The sequence below is a fragment of the Streptomyces sp. AC602_WCS936 genome, from assembly GCF_019049125.1.
Classification (GTDB): Bacteria; Actinomycetota; Actinomycetes; order Streptomycetales; family Streptomycetaceae; genus Streptomyces.
The window spans coordinates 203,274-222,633 of record NZ_JAGMUF010000008.1 but is presented as its reverse complement, the minus strand read 5'-3'; the positions used below and the strand labels follow the sequence as shown (position 1 = coordinate 222,633).

At 72.3% G+C, this 19,360-nt stretch carries 18 protein-coding genes; 9 read left to right on the top strand and 9 right to left on the bottom strand.

The genetic code is table 11. The annotated features are described in order from the left end of the window. Nucleotides 1-7 precede the first annotated feature (7 nt). From KUM03_RS03795 to KUM03_RS03780, 4 genes are all read left to right on the top strand, one after another. Nucleotides 8-712 (top strand): hypothetical protein, encoded by a 705-nt coding sequence (locus KUM03_RS03795; RefSeq protein ID WP_217245545.1) that lies wholly within the window; start codon nucleotides 8-10, stop codon nucleotides 710-712. A gap of 8 nt (nucleotides 713-720) precedes the next feature. Beyond that, nucleotides 721-1,821, top strand: coding sequence for a tetratricopeptide repeat protein (locus KUM03_RS03790; RefSeq protein ID WP_217245544.1), 1,101 nt, complete (start codon nucleotides 721-723; stop codon nucleotides 1,819-1,821). 283 nt (nucleotides 1,822-2,104) lie between these two features. Continuing rightward, the gene (locus KUM03_RS03785) at nucleotides 2,105-2,476 is read left to right on the top strand and encodes a hypothetical protein (protein WP_217245543.1); all 372 of its coding nucleotides are present in this window, start codon (nucleotides 2,105-2,107) and stop codon (nucleotides 2,474-2,476) included. 193 nt (nucleotides 2,477-2,669) lie between these two features. Then, nucleotides 2,670-3,989: a tetratricopeptide repeat protein gene (locus KUM03_RS03780; RefSeq protein ID WP_217245542.1), complete on the top strand. Its 1,320-nt coding sequence runs from the start codon at nucleotides 2,670-2,672 to the stop codon at nucleotides 3,987-3,989. A gap of 37 nt (nucleotides 3,990-4,026) precedes the next feature. On the opposite strand, the gene KUM03_RS03775 is transcribed toward KUM03_RS03780, so the two are convergent. Both KUM03_RS03775 and KUM03_RS03770 read right to left on the bottom strand, forming a co-directional pair. Beyond that, nucleotides 4,027-5,019, bottom strand: coding sequence for a M28 family metallopeptidase (locus tag KUM03_RS03775; RefSeq protein WP_217245541.1), 993 nt, complete (start codon nucleotides 5,017-5,019; stop codon nucleotides 4,027-4,029). 174 nt (nucleotides 5,020-5,193) lie between these two features. Then, a complete protein-coding gene (locus tag KUM03_RS03770) occupies nucleotides 5,194-5,664 on the bottom strand; it encodes a VOC family protein (RefSeq protein ID WP_217245540.1) in 471 nt (156 codons plus the stop codon). Nucleotides 5,665-5,685: 21 nt separating this feature from the next. Between KUM03_RS03770 and KUM03_RS03765 the strand changes: the two genes are divergently transcribed. Further along, a complete protein-coding gene (locus KUM03_RS03765) occupies nucleotides 5,686-6,309 on the top strand; it encodes an ABATE domain-containing protein (protein ID WP_308406245.1) in 624 nt (207 codons plus the stop codon). A gap of 26 nt (nucleotides 6,310-6,335) precedes the next feature. Here KUM03_RS03765 and rarD read toward each other — a convergent pair whose 3' ends face one another. From rarD to KUM03_RS03730, 7 genes are all read right to left on the bottom strand, one after another. After that, nucleotides 6,336-7,397: an EamA family transporter RarD gene (rarD, locus tag KUM03_RS03760; protein ID WP_217245731.1), complete on the bottom strand. Its 1,062-nt coding sequence runs from the start codon at nucleotides 7,395-7,397 to the stop codon at nucleotides 6,336-6,338. 164 nt (nucleotides 7,398-7,561) lie between these two features. Continuing rightward, nucleotides 7,562-8,416: an SDR family oxidoreductase gene (locus tag KUM03_RS03755; RefSeq protein WP_217245539.1), complete on the bottom strand. Its 855-nt coding sequence runs from the start codon at nucleotides 8,414-8,416 to the stop codon at nucleotides 7,562-7,564. A 156-nt stretch (nucleotides 8,417-8,572) separates the two neighbouring features. Beyond that, nucleotides 8,573-9,631 carry a 2-oxoacid:ferredoxin oxidoreductase subunit beta gene (locus KUM03_RS03750; protein ID WP_217245538.1) on the bottom strand — a complete coding sequence of 353 codons (1,059 nt, stop codon included), beginning with the start codon at nucleotides 9,629-9,631 and terminating at the stop codon, nucleotides 8,573-8,575. After that, the gene (locus KUM03_RS03745) at nucleotides 9,624-11,552 is read right to left on the bottom strand and encodes a 2-oxoacid:acceptor oxidoreductase subunit alpha (RefSeq protein ID WP_217245537.1); all 1,929 of its coding nucleotides are present in this window, start codon (nucleotides 11,550-11,552) and stop codon (nucleotides 9,624-9,626) included. Before KUM03_RS03745 ends, KUM03_RS03750 begins: the two co-directional genes overlap by 8 nt. Before the next feature lie 253 nt (nucleotides 11,553-11,805). Further along, the gene (locus KUM03_RS03740; protein WP_289907232.1) at nucleotides 11,806-12,465 is read right to left on the bottom strand and encodes a response regulator transcription factor; all 660 of its coding nucleotides are present in this window, start codon (nucleotides 12,463-12,465) and stop codon (nucleotides 11,806-11,808) included. 644 nt (nucleotides 12,466-13,109) lie between these two features. Further along, on the bottom strand, nucleotides 13,110-14,480 hold the full coding sequence (locus tag KUM03_RS03735; protein WP_217245536.1) for a sensor histidine kinase: 1,371 nt from the start codon (nucleotides 14,478-14,480) through the stop codon (nucleotides 13,110-13,112). A gap of 149 nt (nucleotides 14,481-14,629) precedes the next feature. After that, nucleotides 14,630-15,868, bottom strand: a complete 1,239-nt coding sequence (locus KUM03_RS03730; RefSeq protein WP_217245535.1) for a sensor domain-containing protein — start codon at nucleotides 15,866-15,868, stop codon at nucleotides 14,630-14,632. Between the two features lie 262 nt (nucleotides 15,869-16,130). Between KUM03_RS03730 and KUM03_RS03725 the strand changes: the two genes are divergently transcribed. The 4 genes from KUM03_RS03725 to KUM03_RS03710 are packed head-to-tail and all read left to right on the top strand — an operon-like array spanning nucleotide 16,131 to nucleotide 19,358. Beyond that, entirely contained in the window at nucleotides 16,131-16,526 is a 396-nt protein-coding gene (locus tag KUM03_RS03725) for an NADH-quinone oxidoreductase subunit A (protein ID WP_217170232.1), read from the top strand. Beyond that, nucleotides 16,517-17,176, top strand: a complete 660-nt coding sequence (locus KUM03_RS03720) for an NADH-quinone oxidoreductase subunit B (protein WP_217245534.1) — start codon at nucleotides 16,517-16,519, stop codon at nucleotides 17,174-17,176. Before KUM03_RS03725 ends, KUM03_RS03720 begins: the two co-directional genes overlap by 10 nt. Next, complete coding sequence (locus KUM03_RS03715; protein WP_217245533.1) at nucleotides 17,173-18,393, top strand: NADH-quinone oxidoreductase subunit C; 1,221 nt, start codon at nucleotides 17,173-17,175, stop codon at nucleotides 18,391-18,393. Before KUM03_RS03720 ends, KUM03_RS03715 begins: the two co-directional genes overlap by 4 nt. After that, nucleotides 18,390-19,358 (top strand): complex I subunit 1 family protein, encoded by a 969-nt coding sequence (locus KUM03_RS03710; RefSeq protein WP_217245532.1) that lies wholly within the window; start codon nucleotides 18,390-18,392, stop codon nucleotides 19,356-19,358. Before KUM03_RS03715 ends, KUM03_RS03710 begins: the two co-directional genes overlap by 4 nt. The last annotated feature ends 2 nt before the right edge of the window (nucleotides 19,359-19,360 follow it).

Sequence of the window (19,360 nt, the reverse complement as noted above, 5' to 3'; positions counted from 1 at the left end):
GGACAGGATGAGGAGACATTTCACACGGTCCGTACGCGGGCCGGTGACCGCCGTGGTGACGGCGACCACCGGCCTCGTCCTGCTGTCGGGATGCGGTCTGCCCGACCACCGCGAGGCGGGTTCGAGGTCCGACGGCAGCACCTCGCAGCAACCGTCCATCCTGCCCAAGGTTCCCGTCCCGTCGGGAAAGCCGCTCGGGCCCGACGCGCACGTCCCGGACCTCGGCGCGGTCGACGACAGCGACGCCACGGCGGTCTCCAAGGCCTGGGCGGAGACGACGTACAGCTACGACACGAAGTACGACACGAGTCCGCACGGCGCGGTGCTGCGAGGCACGCGTTGGTGCACGGAGCGCAGGGCTTCGGCCGAACGCCGTTATCGGCCCGCCGCCGGACCCGGCAGCGAGTGGAACGACTGGGAGCGCCACCAGGCGTGGACCACTGTGACCGTGAGCAGTGAACTGGTGGACGACGCCCCGCGCGACACCGAAGGGATCGCCTACCGCTCGCTCGTCGTGGCCGGAACCGCCCACGGCAGGGACGGCTGGACGGGTACCGGACCGCGGCTCAACGCCTACGTCAAGCTGGTGCGTACGGCCGTGGGCGAACCATGGCGCGTGGACGACGCGACCGTCGTCGAAGCCGCCACCCCGCCCAAGCCGAACGAGTCGCCGGAGCCCACCGGTTCGTCGTCCGACGACCCCACGCAGTGAGGGAATCCATGCCCATATTCAGTCGCAGCGAGCACAAGCGGCAGAAGAACCAGGCGGGGCAGGAGCGGCCGCCGGCCCCCGGCCTCAAGCCCATCGACGTGCACGTCACGGCCGACGGGAGCGCCTCGGTGGGGGGCCTGCCGGTCGTCGCGGGATCCGGCGAGAGCGTTCAGGACGCCGTGCTGGACTACCTTCACCAGCTGGTCCTCGCCACCGGCCACGCCGTCGCGGCCGACGTCCACGACGAGCGGATCGGGTACAGCACGCCCATCCGCGTCGCGGCGGACGGATCGAGCCGCTTCGCCGGGGAGCCCGTCCCGCTGCCCCGTCAGGCACGGCCCGACGTGGCTGCGGCCGTGGGCACCGCCCCGCCGTACGAGCGCCCCGCCGGCCGTGAGCAGGACGGCCCCATGCCGCCGGAGAGGGTTCCGGCCGCCCCCGCCCGGCCCGCCCGCGACAAAGCGACACGCGCGTTGCGCGCGGTTCCGGACCGGGTGTCCGGCGAACCCGCCCCGAGGATGCCGGCCCCCGAGCCGGAGCGGTCCGGGCGGTCGGATCAGCGGTCGGCCGACCGGCCGGCGGCGGCCGTGGCGGCACCGGTGGACGCCGCGGCCCCCGCACTGCTCGCGGAGCCCGTCCGGCGGATCAACGAGGCCGTGAGCATGGGGCGGATCGAGTCGGCCGCGACCATGGCGGAACAGGCCATCTCCTCCGCGGCGCGGACTCTGGGCGCGGAACACCCGGAGACGCTGCAACTGCGCGAACTCGCCGCCTACATCGCCTACCTGGCCAAAGACGCGCAACGCTCCTTCGTCCTCTCGATGGCGCTCGCGCGAGTCCGCCGGGGCCGGGACGACGAGGCGGCGCTCGGCAACGTGCAGAGTGCGGCCGCCGCCTGGCGGGCCCTGCCGGACCCCGTCCAGGGGCTGGCTCTGGGGCACGAGCTGATCGCCCTGTGGAGCGAGATGCTCGCTGACGGAAGCCGGTCCGGGGCCGACCCCGCACACCTGGAGGCGGCCCGCGCGCGGATGGGCCGCCTCGCCGCGCGGGCAGACGCGCTGCGCGACTCGCGTCCGGACACTGAGGGGCCGTATGCGCAGCCACGGTGAGCCGGCTGCCGGCCCCGGCGGCGGCCCGGCGGCCCGCCCCGGCCGCTTGCCCCGCCCCGGCCGGGCGTCCCGCTCCGGCCCGGCAGCCCGTCCGCCGGGTCCGGAGCCCCTTCCGGACACGGGGCAGGAGCACCGGGCGCGGCGGCGCGCGGCCCTGCGCCGCTCCCCGCGGACGCGGGTCGAGGTGACCTTCAACGAGCTCACCGGGACGATGAGCTGGCGCGTTCCCACGGACGGGCGACGCGGACGGCCGGAGCGGGGAGGCGGGGGCGGGGGACCCTCCGTGACCACGCGGGCCGCGGCGCTGCGTTCGGTCGGCGTCGGCCCGAGCGGCACGCCGGTGGAGGGCGCCGCGCCGATCCCCGTGCCTCCCGCCGCGGTCCGAGCGGTCGCGGACGCGCCCGCGGACACCTTCACGGCTGACCGGCGCGGCGGTCACCTGGCGCGGACCGCCCTGCTGCGTTCACGGATCCAAGGGGACCTCTCAGGCGTCGCGCGCATGCCGTCGGCCGTCGCGGCCCGGTTGCGCACGACGACGGTGCCCGCCCACCTGGGCGCGCTGTCGGCGGCGCGGGCGACGGTCCGGAGGCCAGGACCGGACGCCCGCGGCAGCGCGACTCCCGCGCCGACCCGGCCCGGAGCGGTCCGGCGGTGAGCGACCCGGCCCGGGGCCCCGGCGCGTGAGCCGGACGGCCCTCTCGCACCTGGAACGAGCCTGTGACACCCCGGTGACGCGAGAACCGGGAGCGAGCGGCGAGACTCGACGGTAGGTGTACGACAGGCATGACAGGCTCTGGACGGTACGGGCACGAAGCCGCCGACGGAAGCCGCCGATGAGTGGGGGAACGATGTCTCGACTCGGCCGCGACAGGCAACGGGAACACGAGGACGCCGAGCGTTCGCCCGGCCCTGCGCCGACGCCGATCGACGTCCGTGTGCCGGCGGTCACGTCGACCGCTTCCGGCGCGCGCAGCGCCTCGGTCGACGGCTCGCCTGTCGTCGCCGCCCCCGGCGAGGAGATCCAGAACGCCGTCCTGAACCGCCTCCACCGCCTCGCCGTCGCCGCCGGCCGCCCCGTCCTCGCCACGATCCACGACGAGCGCATCGGGTGCTCCGTGCCGCTCCGGGTCGACCCGGACGGCTCCAGCCACCTCGCCGGGGAACCGGCGCCGACGACTCCCGAACGAGGTGCCGCACGGCAGGACCGGCCCACGCACGTCCTGCGCTCGGTGTCACCGGCACGGGACAGCGCCCCGACGTTCCGCCTGACACCGGTGCCGGAGCCGCAGCCCACGCCGGCCGGCGACTCCTCGCCGACCTTCACGCTGCGGGCCCTGCCGGAGCCGGCGGGCGGTGCGGAGAGGGCCGCGGCGCCCGGGACGGTGGCGCCGCCGACGGGAGCGTTCGGGCCGCCGCCCCGGATGGACGGTGGCGTGGCGAACGGTGGCTTCGAGGGCGAAGGCGCGGGCGAGGACGAGGGAGAGCACGAGCGCGAGGGGGCGCGAGCGGCGGCTGGGGTGGTCGCCGGGGCGGTCGCCGGGGCTGAGGTGCCGACCGGGTCCGGGGCGGCCGGCGGGCCGTTCCTCGTCGTTCCCGACGTGGACCCGGAACCCAAGCCCACCCCCACCCCCGCCCGCGGTTTCGACGCCGTCGCCGAGGCCGTGCTCGGGGACGGGCCGCTCACCGCCCCCGGCGACGCCACTGCCCCCGCGCTTCTCGCCGAGCCGACGGCGCGCATCAACGAGGCCGTCAAGGAAGGACGTACGGAGGAGGCGGCGCGGCTCGCGGAGCAGGCCGTGGCGGACGCCTCCGGGACGCTGGGGCCGGAGCACGCCGAGGTGCTCCGGCTCCGCGAACTGACCGCCTACATCGCCTACTTGTCCGGCGACCCCGACCGCGCCTTCCGTCTCTCCCTGGACCTCGCCCGGATACACCGCCGCGCGGGCGACGCGGAGGCCGCCTACGGCAACGTCCAGAGCGCGGCCACCGCCTGGCGCGCCGTACGCGACCCGGCACGCGGGCTGGAGCTCGGCCACGACCTCGTGGGCCTGTGGGGCGAACTGGCCGCCGAGGACGGCCCGGCCGCCGAGGACGCCGAGGAGCTGGAGTCGGCCCGCACCCGCATGGGCCGCCTCACCGAACGCGCCGCCCGCGCCCAGGCCGGCTGAGGCGGGCCCGCGATCCGGCCGGACCCGCGAAGTGGTTCTACTGCGACAGCTCCCACATCGCGTACGCGATGGCGTCGCTGTTGCGGTCCAGGGCCGTGTCGTCGATGTTGGCCGTCGTGTCGCACGACGAGTGGTAGCACCGGTCGAACGGCTGGCCCACGGTGCCGCCCCACTTGGCCGCCTGCGCGGACGTCTTCCGGTAGTCGGCGCCGCTGAAGAGTCCGCCGACGGGCACACCCGCGTTCTTGAAGGGCGCGTGGTCGGAGCGGCCGTCGCCCTCGGTCTCGATCTCCGTGGGGACACCGAGGCCGGCGAAGTAGTCCTTGAAGGTCTTCTCGATCGTGGGATCGTCGTCGTAGACGAAGTAGCCGGGGTTCGGCGAGCCGATCATGTCGAAGTTGAGGTAGCCGCTGATCTTCGCGCGGCCCGCGGAACCGAGGCTGTTGACGTAGTACCTGGAGCCGACCAGTCCCAGTTCCTCGGCGCCCCACCAGGCGAAACGCAGGTGCTTGGCGGGCTGGTGGCCGGACCGGGCCACGGCGAGCGCGGTCTCGAGGACGGCCGCCGATCCCGAGCCGTTGTCGTTGATGCCGGGACCGGAGGAGACGCTGTCCAGATGTGACCCGGCCATGACAACCTGATTCGCGTCGCCGCCGGGCCAGTCGGCTATCAGGTTGTACCCGGTGCGGCCGGAGGCGGTGAACCGCTGGACGGTGGTGGTGAACCCGGCCGCGTCCAGCTTGGCCTTCACGTAGTTGAGCGACGCCTGGTAGCCGGGGCGGCCGTGGGCGCGGTTGCCGCCGTTCACCCTGGCTATCGCCTGGAGCTGCGTCAGGTGTGCCTTGACGTTGGCTATCGGGATGTCGGGTGCGGCGGCTGCCGCCGGGGCGGAAACGGCCGCGGGGGCGGAAACGGCGGCGGGGGCGGAAACGGCGGCGGGCGCCGCACCGGCCACCGATCCGCCGGTCGTGAGTGTGGCCACGGCGACGGCACCGGCCGTCAGCGCACGTCCGGAAAGGGGGAGCTTCATGTGGGGGGCTCCGAATTCCTGGGGAGTCCCTGGGGACGGACTCCGCTGTGAATGGGGTGCCTGGATGGTGGGGTCGGGACTGACCGCGCGTCAAGGCCGTTAACCGGCCAGGATGTTGCGCATATCGGAGACCCTGTCCGGACGCCGGCGCCACGCGGTCGTCTCGTCCTCCCCCTAGTGCACGCAGAATTCGTTCCCCTCGGGGTCCGCCATCATCACCCACTCCCCGCCGGGCTCCTTCACGTGCCGCAGTACGCTCGCCCCCAGCGCCTCCAGCCGGGCCACCTCCTCCTCGCGCCGCCCCTCGGCCGCGTGCACGTCCAGATGGATGCGGTTTTTTCCGGACTTGGTCTCCGGGACCCGCTGGAACAGCAGGCGCCGTCCCAGTCCCGTGCCGCTCTCCTCCTGGTACGGGTCGTCGGGGTGCCGTACGGCGGCCAGATCCCGCCAGGCGCGGCGGCCGTGGGACTCGGTGGTCAGCTCGGGCGGCACGGCCCCGAAACCCAGCAGCTTCTCGATGAGCGCGCTGTTGTCCTCCACCTCGTAGTGCAGGGCGGCGGCCCAGAAGTCCGCCTGCGCGTGCGGCGCGGCGGCGTCGATGACGATCTTGAAGTGCAAGGGGGCGGGTCCCGCGGTTGGTGTCATGTAACCAGTTATAATGGTTACGTGAGTGAGCGGACAGTGGAATCGCCGGAACCGGCCCCCGGACTGACGCTGCTGTCGCACGAGGGCAAGCCGTACCGCTTCGACCCGGGTGCCCTGTGCCTGGAGTTGCTGACGACGGGCGGGCCGGGTGCCTACGCGCGCTGGGAGGTGCTGCACCGCCCCGAGGACCTGGTGGCCTGGGCCGGCCGCAGCCGGCTGCCGGGTGGGCTCGACCTGGTGGTGGAGCAGGCCGATGTGCTGCGGGCCCGGACACTGCGCGATGCCCTCTTCCTGCTCACCGCGGACCGCGCCCACGGACGCCCGCTGCGGCCCGAGCACCTGGACGTGGTCAACGCCGCGGCCGCCGAGCCGCCGCTCACCGCCCGCGTCGAGGCGGACGGCACCCGCGGCTGGGCCCCCGGGGCCACGGGGGTGCGTCTGTTGTCGACGGTCGCGCGCGACGCGATCGAGCTGTTCACGGGCCCCTACGCCGACCGTGTCCGCGAGTGCGGCGCACACGACTGCAAGCTGCTCTTCGTCGACACCTCGCGCCCGGGCCGCCGCCGCTGGTGCGCGATGGAACACTGCGGCAACCGCGAGAAGGCCAGGGCCCACCGCGCCCGTCGGGGACCGGAGAGGCGCTGAGGGGGCAGGGGCGTGGGGGAGTGGTGCTACGGCTTTCCCGCCGGGGCGTCGGCCTGTTCGTTCCCGGCCTGCTCGTTGTCGGCCGGGTCCTGGGCCGGGACCCCGGAGGCCACGATGCCCTTCTCCCGGCCGGTGCCGTCCTTGGCCGGCGGTACTCCGCCGCCCGCCCGGTCCAGCTGGGCCCGCAGGGTCCGGGCGTTGCGGTGGGCCGTGCGCAGGGCGTCCCAGGTCAGCAGGGAGAGCGCCAGCCAGACCAGTGCGAAGCCGGCCCAGCGCTCGGGCGGCATGGCCTCACCGAAGTAGAGGACGCCGAGCAGGAACTGGAAGACCGGGGCCAGGTACTGCAGCAGCCCCAGCGTGGACAGCGGCACGCGGATCGCCGCCGCGCCGAAGCAGACCATGGGGATGGCGGTCACCAGGCCGGTGGCGGCCAGCAGTGCCGAGTGCCCGAAACCTTCGGTGGTGAAGGTCGACTCGCCCTGCGCGCCCAGCCACAGCACGTAGCCGAGCGCGGGCAGGAACTGGATCGCCGTCTCGGCGGCCAGCGACTCGACGCCGCCGAGGTTGACCTTCTTCTTCACCAGGCCGTACGTGGCGAAGGAGAAGGCGAGGCAGAGGGAGATCCAGGGCGGCTGGCCGTAGCCGACGGTGAGGACGAGCACGGCGGCGAAGCCGGTCCCGACCGCCGCCCACTGCGCGGGCCGCAGCCGCTCCTTGAGCAGCAGCACGCCCATCGCGATGGTGACCAGCGGGTTGATGAAGTACCCGAGCGAGGCCTCGACCACGTGGCCGCTGTTCACGGCCCAGATGTAGACGCCCCAGTTCACGGTGATGACCGCGGCGGCCACGGCGACCAGACCGAGCCTGCGCGGCTGCCGCAGCAGCTCCCCCGCCCAGGCCCAGCGCCGTACGACGACCAGGGCCACGGCGACGAAGGCGAGGGACCACACCATCCGGTGGGCGAGGATCTCCCCGGCGCCCGCGGGCTTGAGCAGCGGCCAGAACAACGGGACCAGGCCCCACATCCCGTACGCCGCGAAGCCGTTCAGCAGGCCTACTCGCTGCTCACTCCTGGACGACCCGGCCACGGCCACCTCCTTCTCGCACTCGGCATGCGGGGACGGATGCATGCCACGACGAAGGTAGCGCCGCACCCGCCCTCCTGTCATGCCCGTATCGGCATACGGTCATGACAGGAGGGCGGGTGAGTGGGGCGGGCCGGTTCCGGTTCGGGCCGGGCGGCCCGCGCGGTTCAGCTCGAGAGTGCCGCGGCGACGGCCTCGGCGAGCGGAGTGGTCGGGCGGCCGGCCAGCCGGGAGAGGTCGCCGGTGGCGACGACCAGTTCGCCCTTCTCGATCGCCGCGTCCACTCCCGCGAAGACGTCGGCCAGCGGGCCGGGCACCCCGGCGCCGGTGAGGATGCCGGTGTAGACCGTGGTGGAGACGGGGGTGTAGACGATCTCCTTGCCGGTCTGCCGGCTCAGCTCGGCCGCGTACTCGGCGAAGCTCCACGCCTCGTCGCCGCCCAGCTCGTACGCCTTGTTCTCGTGGCCCTCGCCGGTCAGTACGGCGACGGCCGCGGCCGCGTAGTCGGCGCGGGAGGCGGAGGAGACGCGTCCCTCACCCGCCGCCTGGACGACGGCGCCGTGCTCCAGGACGGGGGCCAGCTGCTCGGTGTAGTTCTCGTGGTACCAGCCGTTGCGCAGCAGTACGTACGGCACGCCCGAACCCGTCAGCACCTCCTCGGTGGCGCGGTGGTCGTCGGCGAGCGCGGCCGTGAGGCTGCTCGGGGCGCTGGTGTACGCGAGCAGGGCGACGCCGGCCTGCTTCGCCGCGTCGATCACGACGGTGTGCTGCTGGACGCGGCCCTTGTCGAACTCGTTTCCGGAGATCAGCAGCACCCGGTCGCCGGCCGCGAACAGGGCGTCGAAGGTCTGGGGGTCGTTGTAGTCGGCGACCGCGAGCCGTACGCCGAGGGCGGCGAGGTCGGCGGCCCTGTCGCGGTCGCGGACGACCGCGGTGACCTGGTCGGCCGGAACCTTCTCCAGTAGCTGCCGCACGACGTGGCGGCCGAGGTTTCCGGTGGCTCCGGTGACGACGATGCTCATGGCTTCAGCACTCCTTGTGGGGGTCGGTATGACTAACCCTAAGTCGTGCGCTAACCATAGGAAAGTGACCACTTTGAAGTAAGGTACCTACCTCTGGGTAAGCAAAGGGCCCGGACATTGTTCGTCCGGGCCCTCGTGTGCTGTGCAGGCGGTCCGTCAGCCGACGACCGTCCAGGTGTCGCCGCCGGCGAGCAGTGCGGTGAGGTCGCCCTTGCCGTCCTGCTCGACGGCGGTGTCGAGCTGGTCGGACATGAGCGTGTCGTAGACCGGGCGCTCGACCGAGCGCAGAACCCCGATCGGGGTGTGGTGCAGGGTGTCGGGGTCGGCGAGCCGGGACAGCGCGAAGGCCGTGGTCGGTGACGTGGCGTGGGCGTCGTGGACCAGGATGTCCGCCTCGGTGTCCGCGGTGACGGCGACGATCTCCAGGTCGCCGGTGCGTGGATCGCGTACGACACCCTTCGCGTTGTCGGCGCCGAAGCGGATGGGCTGTCCGTGTTCGAGGCGGATGACCGCCTCCTCGGCCTGCTGTTTGTCCTTGAGGGCGTCGAAGGCGCCGTCGTTGAAGATGTTGCAGTTCTGGTAGATCTCGATCAGGGCCGTGCCGGGGTGGTCGGCGGCCTGGCGCAGGACCTCGGTGAGGTGCTTGCGGTCCGAGTCGACGGTCCGGGCCACGAACGACGCCTCCGCACCCAGGGCGAGGGAGACCGGGTTGAAGGGGGCGTCCAGCGACCCCATCGGCGTCGACTTGGTGATCTTGCCGACCTCGGAGGTGGGGGAGTACTGCCCCTTCGTCAGGCCGTAGATCCGGTTGTTGAACAGCAGGATCTTGAGGTTGACGTTGCGGCGCAGGGCGTGGATGAGGTGGTTGCCGCCGATGGAGAGCGCGTCGCCGTCGCCGGTGACGACCCAGACGGACAGGTCACGGCGGGAGGCGGCGAGCCCGGTGGCGATGGCGGGGGCGCGGCCGTGGATGGAGTGCATCCCGTAGGTGTTCATGTAGTACGGGAAGCGGGAGGAGCAGCCGATGCCGGAGACGAAGACGATGTTCTCCTTCGCCAGGCCGAGCTGCGGCATGAATCCCTGCACGGCGGCGAGAATGGCGTAGTCACCGCAGCCGGGGCACCAGCGCACTTCCTGATCGGACTTGAAGTCCTTCATGGACTGCTTGCCCTCGGCCCTGGGGACGAGCTGGAGCAATGCGTTGGCGTCAGCCATCGATGGCCTCCTTCAGCACGGTGGCGAGCTGTTCCGCCTTGAACGGCATGCCGTTGACCTGGTTGTACGACTCCACGTCGACCAGGTACTTCGCCCGGACCAGGGTGGCGAGCTGCCCGAGGTTCATCTCGGGGACCACCACCTTGTCGTACCTCTTGAGCACGTCACCGAGGTTGCGCGGGAAGGGGTTGAGGTGGCGCAGGTGCGCCTGGGCGATCGCCTCCCCGGCACCGCGGAGGCGACGGACGGCCGCCGTGATCGGCCCGTAGGTGGAGCCCCAGCCCAGCACCAGGGTGCGGGCCTGGTCGGGGTCGTCGGGCTCGATGTCCGGGACCTGGATGCCGTCGATCTTGGCCTGGCGGGTGCGGACCATGAAGTCGTGGTTGGCCGGGTCGTAGGAGATGTTCCCCGTGCCGTCCTGCTTCTCGATCCCCCCGATCCGGTGCTCGAGACCCGGGGTGCCCGGCACGGCCCAGGGACGGGCGAGGGTGTGCGGGTCACGCTTGTACGGCCAGAACACCTCGGAGCCGTCGTCCAGGGTGTGGTTGGGGCCCTGCGCGAACTGCACCGTCAGGTCCGGCAGTTCGCCGGTCTCCGGGATACGCCACGGCTCGCTGCCGTTGGCCAGGTAGCCGTCCGAGAGCAGGAACACCGGTGTGCGGTAGGTCAGCGCGATCCGCGCCGCCTCCAGAGCGGCGTCGAAGCAGTCGGCCGGAGTGCGGGGGGCCACCACCGGGACCGGCGCCTCGCCGTTGCGCCCGTACATCGCCTGCAACAGGTCCGCCTGCTCGGTCTTGGTCGGCAACCCCGTCGACGGCCCGCCCCGCTGGATGTCCACGACCAGCAGCGGCAACTCCAGGGAGACCGCGAGCCCGATCGTCTCGCTCTTGAGCGCCACGCCCGGGCCGCTCGTCGTCGTCACCGCCAGCGAACCGCCGAACGCCGCGCCCAGCGCCGCGCCGATCCCGGCGATCTCGTCCTCCGCCTGGAAGGTGCGCACACCGAAGTTCTTGTGCCGGCTCAGCTCGTGCAGGATGTCGGAGGCCGGGGTGATCGGGTACGAGCCCAGGAACAGCGGCAGGTCCGCCTGGCGGGAGGCGGCGATCAGGCCGTAGGCCAGGGCCAGGTTCCCGGAGATGTTGCGGTAGGTGCCGGGCGGGAACGCCTTCGCCGCCGGGGCGACCTCGTAGGAGACGGCGAAGTCCTCCGTGGTCTCACCGAAGTTCCAGCCCGCCCGGTACGCGGCGATGTTCGCCGCCGCGATGTCCGGCTTCTTCGCGAACTTCGTCTTCAGGAACTTCTCCGTGCCCTCCGTGGGCCGGTGGTACATCCAGCTCAGCAGCCCGAGCGCGAACATGTTCTTGCTCCGCTCGGCCTCCTTGCGGGAGAGGCCGAACTCCTTGAGCGCCTCCACCGTCAGCGTCGTCAGCGGCACCGGATGCAGGTGGTAGCCGTCGAGCGAACCGTCCTCCAGCGGCGAGACGTCGTAGCCGACCTTCTGCATCGCCCGCTTGGTGAACTCGTCCGTGTTGACGATGATCTCCGCGCCGCGCGGCATGTCGCCGATGTTCGCCTTCAGCGCCGCCGGATTCATCGCCACCAGTACGTTCGGGGCGTCGCCGGGCGTGAGGATGTCGTGGTCGGCGAAGTGCAGCTGGAACGACGAGACACCCGGCAGGGTGCCGGCGGGCGCCCGGATCTCGGCCGGGAAGTTCGGCAGCGTCGACAGGTCGTTGCCGAACGACGCGGTCTCCGAGGTGAAACGGTCGCCGGTGAGCTGCATCCCGTCGCCCGAGTCCCCCGCGAACCGGATGATCACCCGGTTCAGCCGGCGGACGTCCTTCGCCCCGGCCGGTTTGCGCTGCTCTCCTACGACGGTTCCGTCGGCCTGCTCCGCTGGGCTGCTGACCTGGCTGGTCACTGACTGGACCTCCCTCGAGGCGGCTGTCCGGGGAGTGGTCTCCCACCGACCATCCCGGGATCAACACTACGTCCGCAGGGGTTGCCTTCCGATGGACATTCGCATGATGGACACGACCTCGAGATGGTCGGCCGCCCTGTAGTCCCACGGTTTCCGCGCCCCCCGGCGCCTGTGAGGACGCCCCCGGCCCGTGCTCCGGTTTCTCATTCGTTCGGATGAGCGGCCGGTGATTCCGGGCTCTGGGCTGCGCGTGTCAGGAATTGAGATAGGTGAGGACGGCGAGCACCCGCCGGTGATCACCGTCGCTGGGGGACAGCCCCAGCTTCAGGAAGATGTTGCTGACGTGCTTCTCCACGGCCCCGTCGCTCACCACCAGCTGCCTGGCGATCGCCGAGTTCGTCCTGCCCTCGGCCATGAGGCCCAGGACCTCCCGCTCCCGCGGGGTGAGCCCCGCGAGCACGTCCTGCTTGCGGCTGCGCCCGAGCAGCTGGGCGACCACCTCGGGGTCCAGGGCCGTACCGCCCCCGGCCACCCGCACCACCGCGTCCACGAACTCCCGCACCTCGGCGACCCGGTCCTTGAGCAGATACCCCACGCCCCGGCTGGAACCGGCCAGCAGCTCCGTCGCGTACCGCTCCTCCACGTACTGGGACAGCACCAGTACGCCGAGACCGGGATGCGCCTTGCGCAGCTGCACCGAGGCGCGCACGCCCTCGTCGGTGTGCGTCGGCGGCATCCGTACGTCCGCCACCACGACGTCCGGCAGCTCGCCCTGCGCGTCCAGCTCGGTGATGGTCTTGATCAACGCGTCACCGTCGCCGACACCGGCCACGACCTCGTGCCCCCGGTCGGTCAGCAACCGGGTCAGCCCCTCTCGGAGCAGCACTGAATCCTCGGCGATGACCACCCGCACCCTGTCCTCCACGATCCTCGGCCCCCCACAGCCCGTCCACCGCACGGCCCGCGCGGCCCACGCCGCGTCCACGAACCCGTCCGTGTGACAGGACCAGCATCCCAGCATCGGAGACCGAATGCGCTCGGGCAACGGGAAGAGAACGCGGAGCAGGGGGTTCCGGCCAGGTCCGGCTCCTCGGCGACCGATTACCGGCCACCTTGGCCGGGGCCGGCTCGGTGACGCCGATCGGGGTCCGGATGGGGCACACCGCACACCGATCGGGGTCTGGCTGCCACACCGACCGGGGTCCTGTTCGGGTACACCGACCGGGGTCCTGTTCGGGCACACCCGATCGGGGTCCGGCTGCCACGCCGATCGGGTTTCGGCATGGCCCGGCACGGCTGGCCTCGCCCGGCACGGGACCGGCATAGCTGGCCTCGCCCGCACGGACCGGCATGGTCCGGCCCGCCTCACTCAGGCTCGGTCAGGGTCGGCCGACCCGGCATGGCCCGACCCGGCATGGCCCGACCCGGCACGGAGCGGCCCGGCACGGAGCGGTCCGGCAAGGGCCGATTCCGCGAGGCCGGGGCCGGTGCCTTCACGCCCCGCCGCCTCCGTCCAGCACGCGCGGCGCCGGGCGGAGGTGGCGGGGACCGGGCGATTCAGTGGCCGGCCACCGGCTCGCTCCGCCACGGCAGTTCCGCGGTCACCCGCGTCGGGCCTCCGTCCGGCGAGTCCACCACGAGGATTCCGTCCACCGCGTCGAGCCGTTCCGCCAGGCCCGCCAGCCCCGAACCGGCCGACACCGCCGCTCCGCCCACACCGTTGTCCGCGACCTGGAGCATCAGCCGGTTCTCCACGCGCCAGACCTCCACGAAGGCCACCGTGGCCCGCGCGTGCTTGCTGACGTTCTGGAGCAGCTCCGAGACGGTGAAGTAGGCGATGCCCTCGATCGCCGACGCCGGCCGCTCCGTCAGGTCGACCTCCACCTGCACCGGCACGGTGCAGCGTGAGGCGACCGAGGAGAGCGCCGCGTCCAGGCCGCGGTCGGTCAGGACCGCGGGGTGGATGCCGCGGGCCAGGTCCCGCAACTCCTGGAGCGCCGTCTTCACCTCGCCGTGCGCCTCGTCCACCATGACCGCCGCCGCCCGCGGGTCCTCCTTCAGCTTCTCCTTGGCCAGTCCCAGATCCATGGCCAGGTTGACCAGGCGGGCCTGGGCCCCGTCGTGCAGGTCGCGCTCGATGCGCCGCAGGTCGGCCGCGGCCGTGTCGACCACGACCCCGCGGTCCGACTCCAGCTCCACCACCCGGGTGGCCAGCCGCGACGGCCCGAGCAGGCCGTGCACCATCACCCGGTCCACCGTCGTCAGCGCCCGGACGATCCACGGCGTCGCCAGTGTGAACAGCAGACCGACCAGCGCGGTCATGGTGATCTCGAACGGGTTGTCCAGGTAGACCCGGTGCGTCTCGTCACCGTAGAGCTGGAGCCCGTCCTGCCCGGCGTACATCGGGAACACCCAGAACCACAGCGGGTACGTGAGCATCGCCCACCCGAACGCCCAGACGTTCACGGCGACGACGAAGGAGAACACCGACCACGGGAACTGCAGCACCGCGTACAGCAGGCTCCGCCAGGAAACGCCGCTCTTCAGGACGGCCCCCATCCAGCCCAGCGCGCCCTGCTTCTTCATCCGCAGCGGCTCCGGGTCGGACACCCGCAGACCCAGCAGGACCCGAGCCCGTGCCCGCTCCATCGCACCGAAGCCCCGGCAGCCGGCCAGCGCCGCCGCCAGCACCGGGACGCCAAGGAACGTCACCAGCAGCCCCGCTCCCAGGGACACCATCGTGACGGCGTAGGTGAAGAGCAGGATGCCGATCGGCAGGCTCAACAGCACATAACCGAACTCTCGCCAACTGCGCGCCTCGAACGGCGCGCGCAGCCCCGCCGGCAGCCGGTGGCGTCGCGCGGCGGTGTCCTCGGGAAAGCCGGACCCGCTCCCGAACCCGTAACTGTGTCCGTAATCCGTGGCCATCGGTGCCGTCCTTCTCCTCGTCCTATGGCTGTGCCGTCGTAACTCCACCCTGATCGACCGCCCGCTCACGGGCCATGGAGCCCGTCGGCGTCTCGAGAGGGGGGTTTTCCCCACCCCGGGGCGCATGCCGGCCCCTGTGGCGTGCTCCTTCAGTGCCCGCGGGAAGCGCCGGACTCGCGCGCGGTGGCGTCGTCGCCGGTGCGGTCGCGCCACGGCAGCTCGGCGGTCACCGTCGTCGGACCGCCCTCCGGCGAGTCGACGACGAAGAGACCGTCGACGGCGCTCAGCCGGTCGGCCAGCCCCTTCATCCCCGTACCGCCGTCGAGGCGGGCGCCCCCGCGGCCGTCGTCGCTCACCTGTATGAGCAGCCGGTCGGAGGACCGCCACACCTCCACGGCGGCGGTCCTCGCCCGGCTGTGCTTGCTGACGTTCTGCAGCAGCTCCGAGACGGTGAAGTAGGCGATGCCCTCGATGGCCGCGGCAGGGCGCTCCATGAGGTCGACGGTCACCTTGACCGGCACGGTGCAGCGTGAGGCGACCGAGGAGAGCGCCGCGTCCAGGCCGCGGTCGGTCAGGACCGCGGGGTGGATGCCGCGGGCCAGGTCCCGCAGCTCCTGCAGGGCCAGCTTCACCTCGCCGTGCGCCTCGTCGACCATGGCCGCCGCCGCGTCGGGGTCCTCCAGCAGCTTCTCCTTCGCCAGACCCAGCCCCATGGCCAGGTTGACCAGGCGGGCCTGGGCCCCGTCGTGCAGGTCGCGCTCGATGCGCCGCAGGTCGGCCGCGGCCGTGTCGACCACGACGCCCCGGTCCGACTCCAGCTCGGCGATCCGCCGCTCCAGCTCGTCGGAGGGGGAGAGCAGCGCCCGCACCATCGCCCGGTCCGCGTTGGCCAGGCCTCGAGCGATGAACGGCAGCACCGGCCACAGCACGAAAAGCGACGTCAGGGTGACGACGAAGGTGAGGATGCCCCAGGGGAGCCGTATGAAGTCGTACAGGACGGTGCGCCAGCCCACCGGGTCCTTCAGCGCCATCCACAGCTGGGGAAAGAACCCGCCCCCGCCGCGCAACGGAAGCCGGCTCGGCTCCTCCACTCGAACCCCGAGCAGGGCCCGGGCCCGGGCCCGCTCCAGTTTGCCCAACTGCCGCGCACCCATCAGCCCCGCGGCCAGCAACGGGAACCCGATCACCGTGACCGTCAGCCCGACGCCGGTGAACAGCATCGTCACCACGTACACGAATCCGAGCAGCGACGCCGGAAGGTTCGCCAGCAGGTGGGCGATCTCCATCCAGGTGTGCCGGTCGTAGGCGAAACGGGCCGGCGGCGGGCGGTCGCCGGGCGCGGCGCCGGTGTTCCCGCGAGGCGTCGGTGTCGAGAGGCGTTCGGTCATACGAGTCAGCGTGCCGTGCCGCGCGACGCCGCGCCATGAGGTCTACCGCCAGGACGCACTGAGGAAAACCCCACCCCCCGGGGACCCACCCCCCGGACCCACCCCTCGGACCCACTCCCGGGACGCACCTTCCCGAGTCCGCCCCGTGTCCCAAGGTGTGACGGGCTGCTTACCGTCTCTTTATCAGGCCCTAGACTCCCGTGCGTACAGATCGTCGATCAGCAGCGTTCGGGACAGGGAGCGCGGGGAGCGAGGGACGGACGTGCCGGAACCGACCGTCGGCCTTGCGGCTGACTACTTCCAGTCCTACTCGGTCGTCGGACTGCTCGCCGTCGTCGGCGTGCTCTTCGTCGCCGTCGCCTTCGGAGCCGGGCGCCTGCTGCGACCCGTGGTCCCGACGCCCGAGAAGCTGCTGACGTACGAGTGCGGTGTCGACCCCGTCGGCGAGGGCTGGGCCCACACCCAGGTCCGCTACTACGTCTACGCGTTCCTCTACGTCATCTTCGCGGTCGACTCGATCTTCCTCTTCCCCTGGGCGACGGTCTTCGCCGATCCTGGTTACGGAGCGACGACCCTCGTGGAGATGTTCATCTTCCTCGGCTTCCTCGCCGTGGGCCTGCTCTACGCATACAAGAAGGGCGTCCTGTCATGGACGTGAACCCTGCCGAGAATCCTGCCGGGAACCCCACCGAACCCGTGCTGCTCCCCGAACCCAAGCGGCTCGGCGCGCTCGCACGTCTCGCCCCCGAGCCGATGAAGGTCGTCCTGAACTGGGGCCGCCGGTACTCCCTGTGGGTCTTCAACTTCGGCCTCGCCTGCTGCGCCATCGAGTTCATCGCCGCGTCGATGGCCCGCCACGACTTCATCCGGCTCGGCGTCATCCCCTTCGCGCCGGGCCCCCGCCAGGCCGACCTGATGGTGGTGTCCGGCACGGTGACCGACAAGATGGCGCCGGCCGTCAAGCGCCTGTACGAGCAGATGCCCGAGCCGAAGTACGTCATCTCCTTCGGCGCCTGTTCCAACTGCGGCGGCCCCTACTGGGACTCCTACTCCGTGACGAAGGGCGTCGACCAGATCATCCCCGTCGACGTCTACGTCCCCGGATGCCCGCCCCGCCCCGAGGCCCTCCTCCAGGGCATCCTCAAACTGCAGGAGAAGATCGCGCGGGAGTCGCTGGGGGAGCGGTACGCCACATCGCACCGGCCGTCGGCGGCGGCGCTGCGGAGCGGCCTGGTCCGGCCGCCGGCGCCGGATTCCGCCGGGGACCGCGACGCGGGCACGGCTGCGGATGCGGGGGAGGGCCGATGACCGCCGTCGGCTGGCTCCCCGCCGACGCCACGGAACTCTTCGGTCCGCAGGCCACGGCCGACGAGTCGTACGACGTCCTGACCGTGGACGTGCCGCCGGCGTCCTGGATCTCCGCCCTCGAGACCGCGCGGGACCGGCTGGGCTGCACCTACTTCGACTGGCTGAGCGCGGTCGACGAGCCGGGCACGGGCTTCCGCGTCGCGGCGCACGTCGTGGCGCTGGGCCCCGTACGCCGGCTGCTGCTGCGCACGACGGTCCCGCACGAGTCCCCGGTCCTGCCCAGTGCCGTCGCGGTGTACGCGGGCGCGGCCTGGCACGAACGCGAGACCCACGAAATGTTCGGCGTCGCCTTCGAGGACCACCCCGCGCTGGACCACCTGCTCCTGCCGGTGGGCTTCGAGGGCCACCCGCTGCGGAAGGACTTCGTCCTCGCCGCCCGCGTCGCCAAGGCCTGGCCAGGGGCCAAGGAGCCCGGCGAGTCCGAGCACGGCGGTCCACGTCGCCGGCAGATGCTGCCGCCCGGCGTCCCCGACCCCAACGAGTGGGGTCCGCTCAAGGGTCAGCTGCCTCCTGCCCCGGCCCGCCCGGCACGAGGAGCGGGACGCGCGGCCGGGGAGCGCCCGACCCGCGAGGTGGGCGACCGCCCGGTCCGCCGATCCCGTACGGCGGCGGAGGGCTCCGCCAGCCAGGGTGCCCCGGCGCCCCGGCGTGCGCGCAGCGCGAGCGGGGGTTCGGCGTCCCAGCGGACGGGTGCGCCGGAAGCCGAGCCCACCACGGAGACGGACTCGAGCGCGGGGACCGGGCCGGCGGCCTCCGGGCCGACCGCACGGCCCCGACGCGCGCGCACCGCCAGTGAGGGCTCCGCGTCGCAGCGACCCGCCTCCGACGCCCGTCCGTCAGAGGCGGACTCGGACACGCAGACGCCCGGCCCTGCCGCCGGCGATGACACGGGCACGTCCCCGGTGCCCGAGGCGCCGGCCCCGAAGCCGCCTGCCCCCGTCACACCGCGCAGCTCGGACGCCCCGTGGCACCACGCCCGCCCCGCCTTCGGCGACGCCGAGCCCGAGCCCGACGCCGACACGGAACGGCAGCCGGACGCGACCTCCGACGAGCCGAGCACCTCGGAGGAGAACGAGAACCCGGCCCGGAAAAAGACTCCGGACCCGAACTCGAACCAGAACCCCAACCGCCCGAACCCCCCAGGAGGCCCGCAGTGAACGACGCGCTCGACGTCACCCTGCGCCTCCTGATCGTCTTCGTCGTCTTCCTCGCCCTTCCCCTGATCGTCGGACAGACCGAGCACAAGGTCATGGCCCACATGCAGGGCCGTCTCGGCCCGATGTACGCCGGCGGCTTCCACGGCTGGGCGCAGCTCGTCGCCGACGGCGTGAAGTTCGCGCAGAAGGAGGACGTGGTCCCGGCCGACGCGGACCGCCGTATCTTCCAACTCGCCCCCGCCGTGGCCCTCCTGCCGTATCTCCTGGTCCTCCTGGCCATCCCGGTCGGCCCTGGAGAGGGCGCGGTCGGCCAGGTCGTCGACGCGGGCATCTTCTTCGTCCTCGCCGTCATGGGCGTGGGCGTCCTCGGCTCCCTCATGGCGGGCTGGGCCTCCGCCAACAAGTTCTCCCTCCTCGGCGGTCTGCGCACCGCCGCCCAACTCCTCGCCTACGAGCTCCCGATGCTGCTGACCGCGGCCTCGGTGGCCATGGCGGCGGGCACCGTCTCGCTCGTCGGCATCCTCGACGCCTTCGAGTGGTGGTGGCTGCCCTGGCAGATCGTGGGCGCGATCGTCTTCTTCGTCGCCGGTCTGGCCGAGCTGCAGCGTCCCCCGTTCGACATGCCGGTCGCTGACTCGGAGATCATCTTCGGTGCCTACACCGAGTACACCGGCCTGCGCTTCGCCCTGTTCCTCCTCGCCGAGTACGCCGGGATCGTGGTCCTGTGCGGCCTGACCACCGTCCTGTTCCTGGGCGGCTGGCACGGCCCCTGGGGCGCCGACGGCCTCGGCTGGGTGTGGACGCTGCTGAAGACGGCCGTCCTCGCCTTCGTGGTGATCTGGCTGCGCGTGACCTACCCGCGCCTGCGCGAGGACCAGCTCCAGAAGCTCTCCTGGACCCTCCTCGTCCCCCTCTCCCTCGCCCAGATCGCCCTCACCGGCATCGTCAAGGTGGTGATCCAGTAACC

Excerpts from the sequence above, each read along its gene's own strand:
- KUM03_RS03795 (WP_217245545.1), top strand. The coding sequence starts at position 8 with ATGAGGAGACATTTCACACGGTCCGTACGCGGGCCGGTGACCGCCGTG.
- KUM03_RS03790 (WP_217245544.1), top strand. The coding sequence starts at position 721 with ATGCCCATATTCAGTCGCAGCGAGCACAAGCGGCAGAAGAACCAGGCG.
- KUM03_RS03780 (WP_217245542.1), top strand. The coding sequence starts at position 2,670 with ATGTCTCGACTCGGCCGCGACAGGCAACGGGAACACGAGGACGCCGAG.
- KUM03_RS03775 (WP_217245541.1), bottom strand. The coding sequence starts at position 5,019 with ATGAAGCTCCCCCTTTCCGGACGTGCGCTGACGGCCGGTGCCGTCGCC.
- KUM03_RS03770 (WP_217245540.1), bottom strand. The coding sequence starts at position 5,664 with ATGACACCAACCGCGGGACCCGCCCCCTTGCACTTCAAGATCGTCATC.
- KUM03_RS03755 (WP_217245539.1), bottom strand. The coding sequence starts at position 8,416 with ATGAGCATCGTCGTCACCGGAGCCACCGGAAACCTCGGCCGCCACGTC.
- KUM03_RS03750 (WP_217245538.1), bottom strand. The coding sequence starts at position 9,631 with ATGGCTGACGCCAACGCATTGCTCCAGCTCGTCCCCAGGGCCGAGGGC.
- KUM03_RS03735 (WP_217245536.1), bottom strand. The coding sequence starts at position 14,480 with ATGGCCACGGATTACGGACACAGTTACGGGTTCGGGAGCGGGTCCGGC.
- KUM03_RS03730 (WP_217245535.1), bottom strand. The coding sequence starts at position 15,868 with ATGACCGAACGCCTCTCGACACCGACGCCTCGCGGGAACACCGGCGCC.
- KUM03_RS03720 (WP_217245534.1), top strand. The coding sequence starts at position 16,517 with ATGGACGTGAACCCTGCCGAGAATCCTGCCGGGAACCCCACCGAACCC.
- KUM03_RS03715 (WP_217245533.1), top strand. The coding sequence starts at position 17,173 with ATGACCGCCGTCGGCTGGCTCCCCGCCGACGCCACGGAACTCTTCGGT.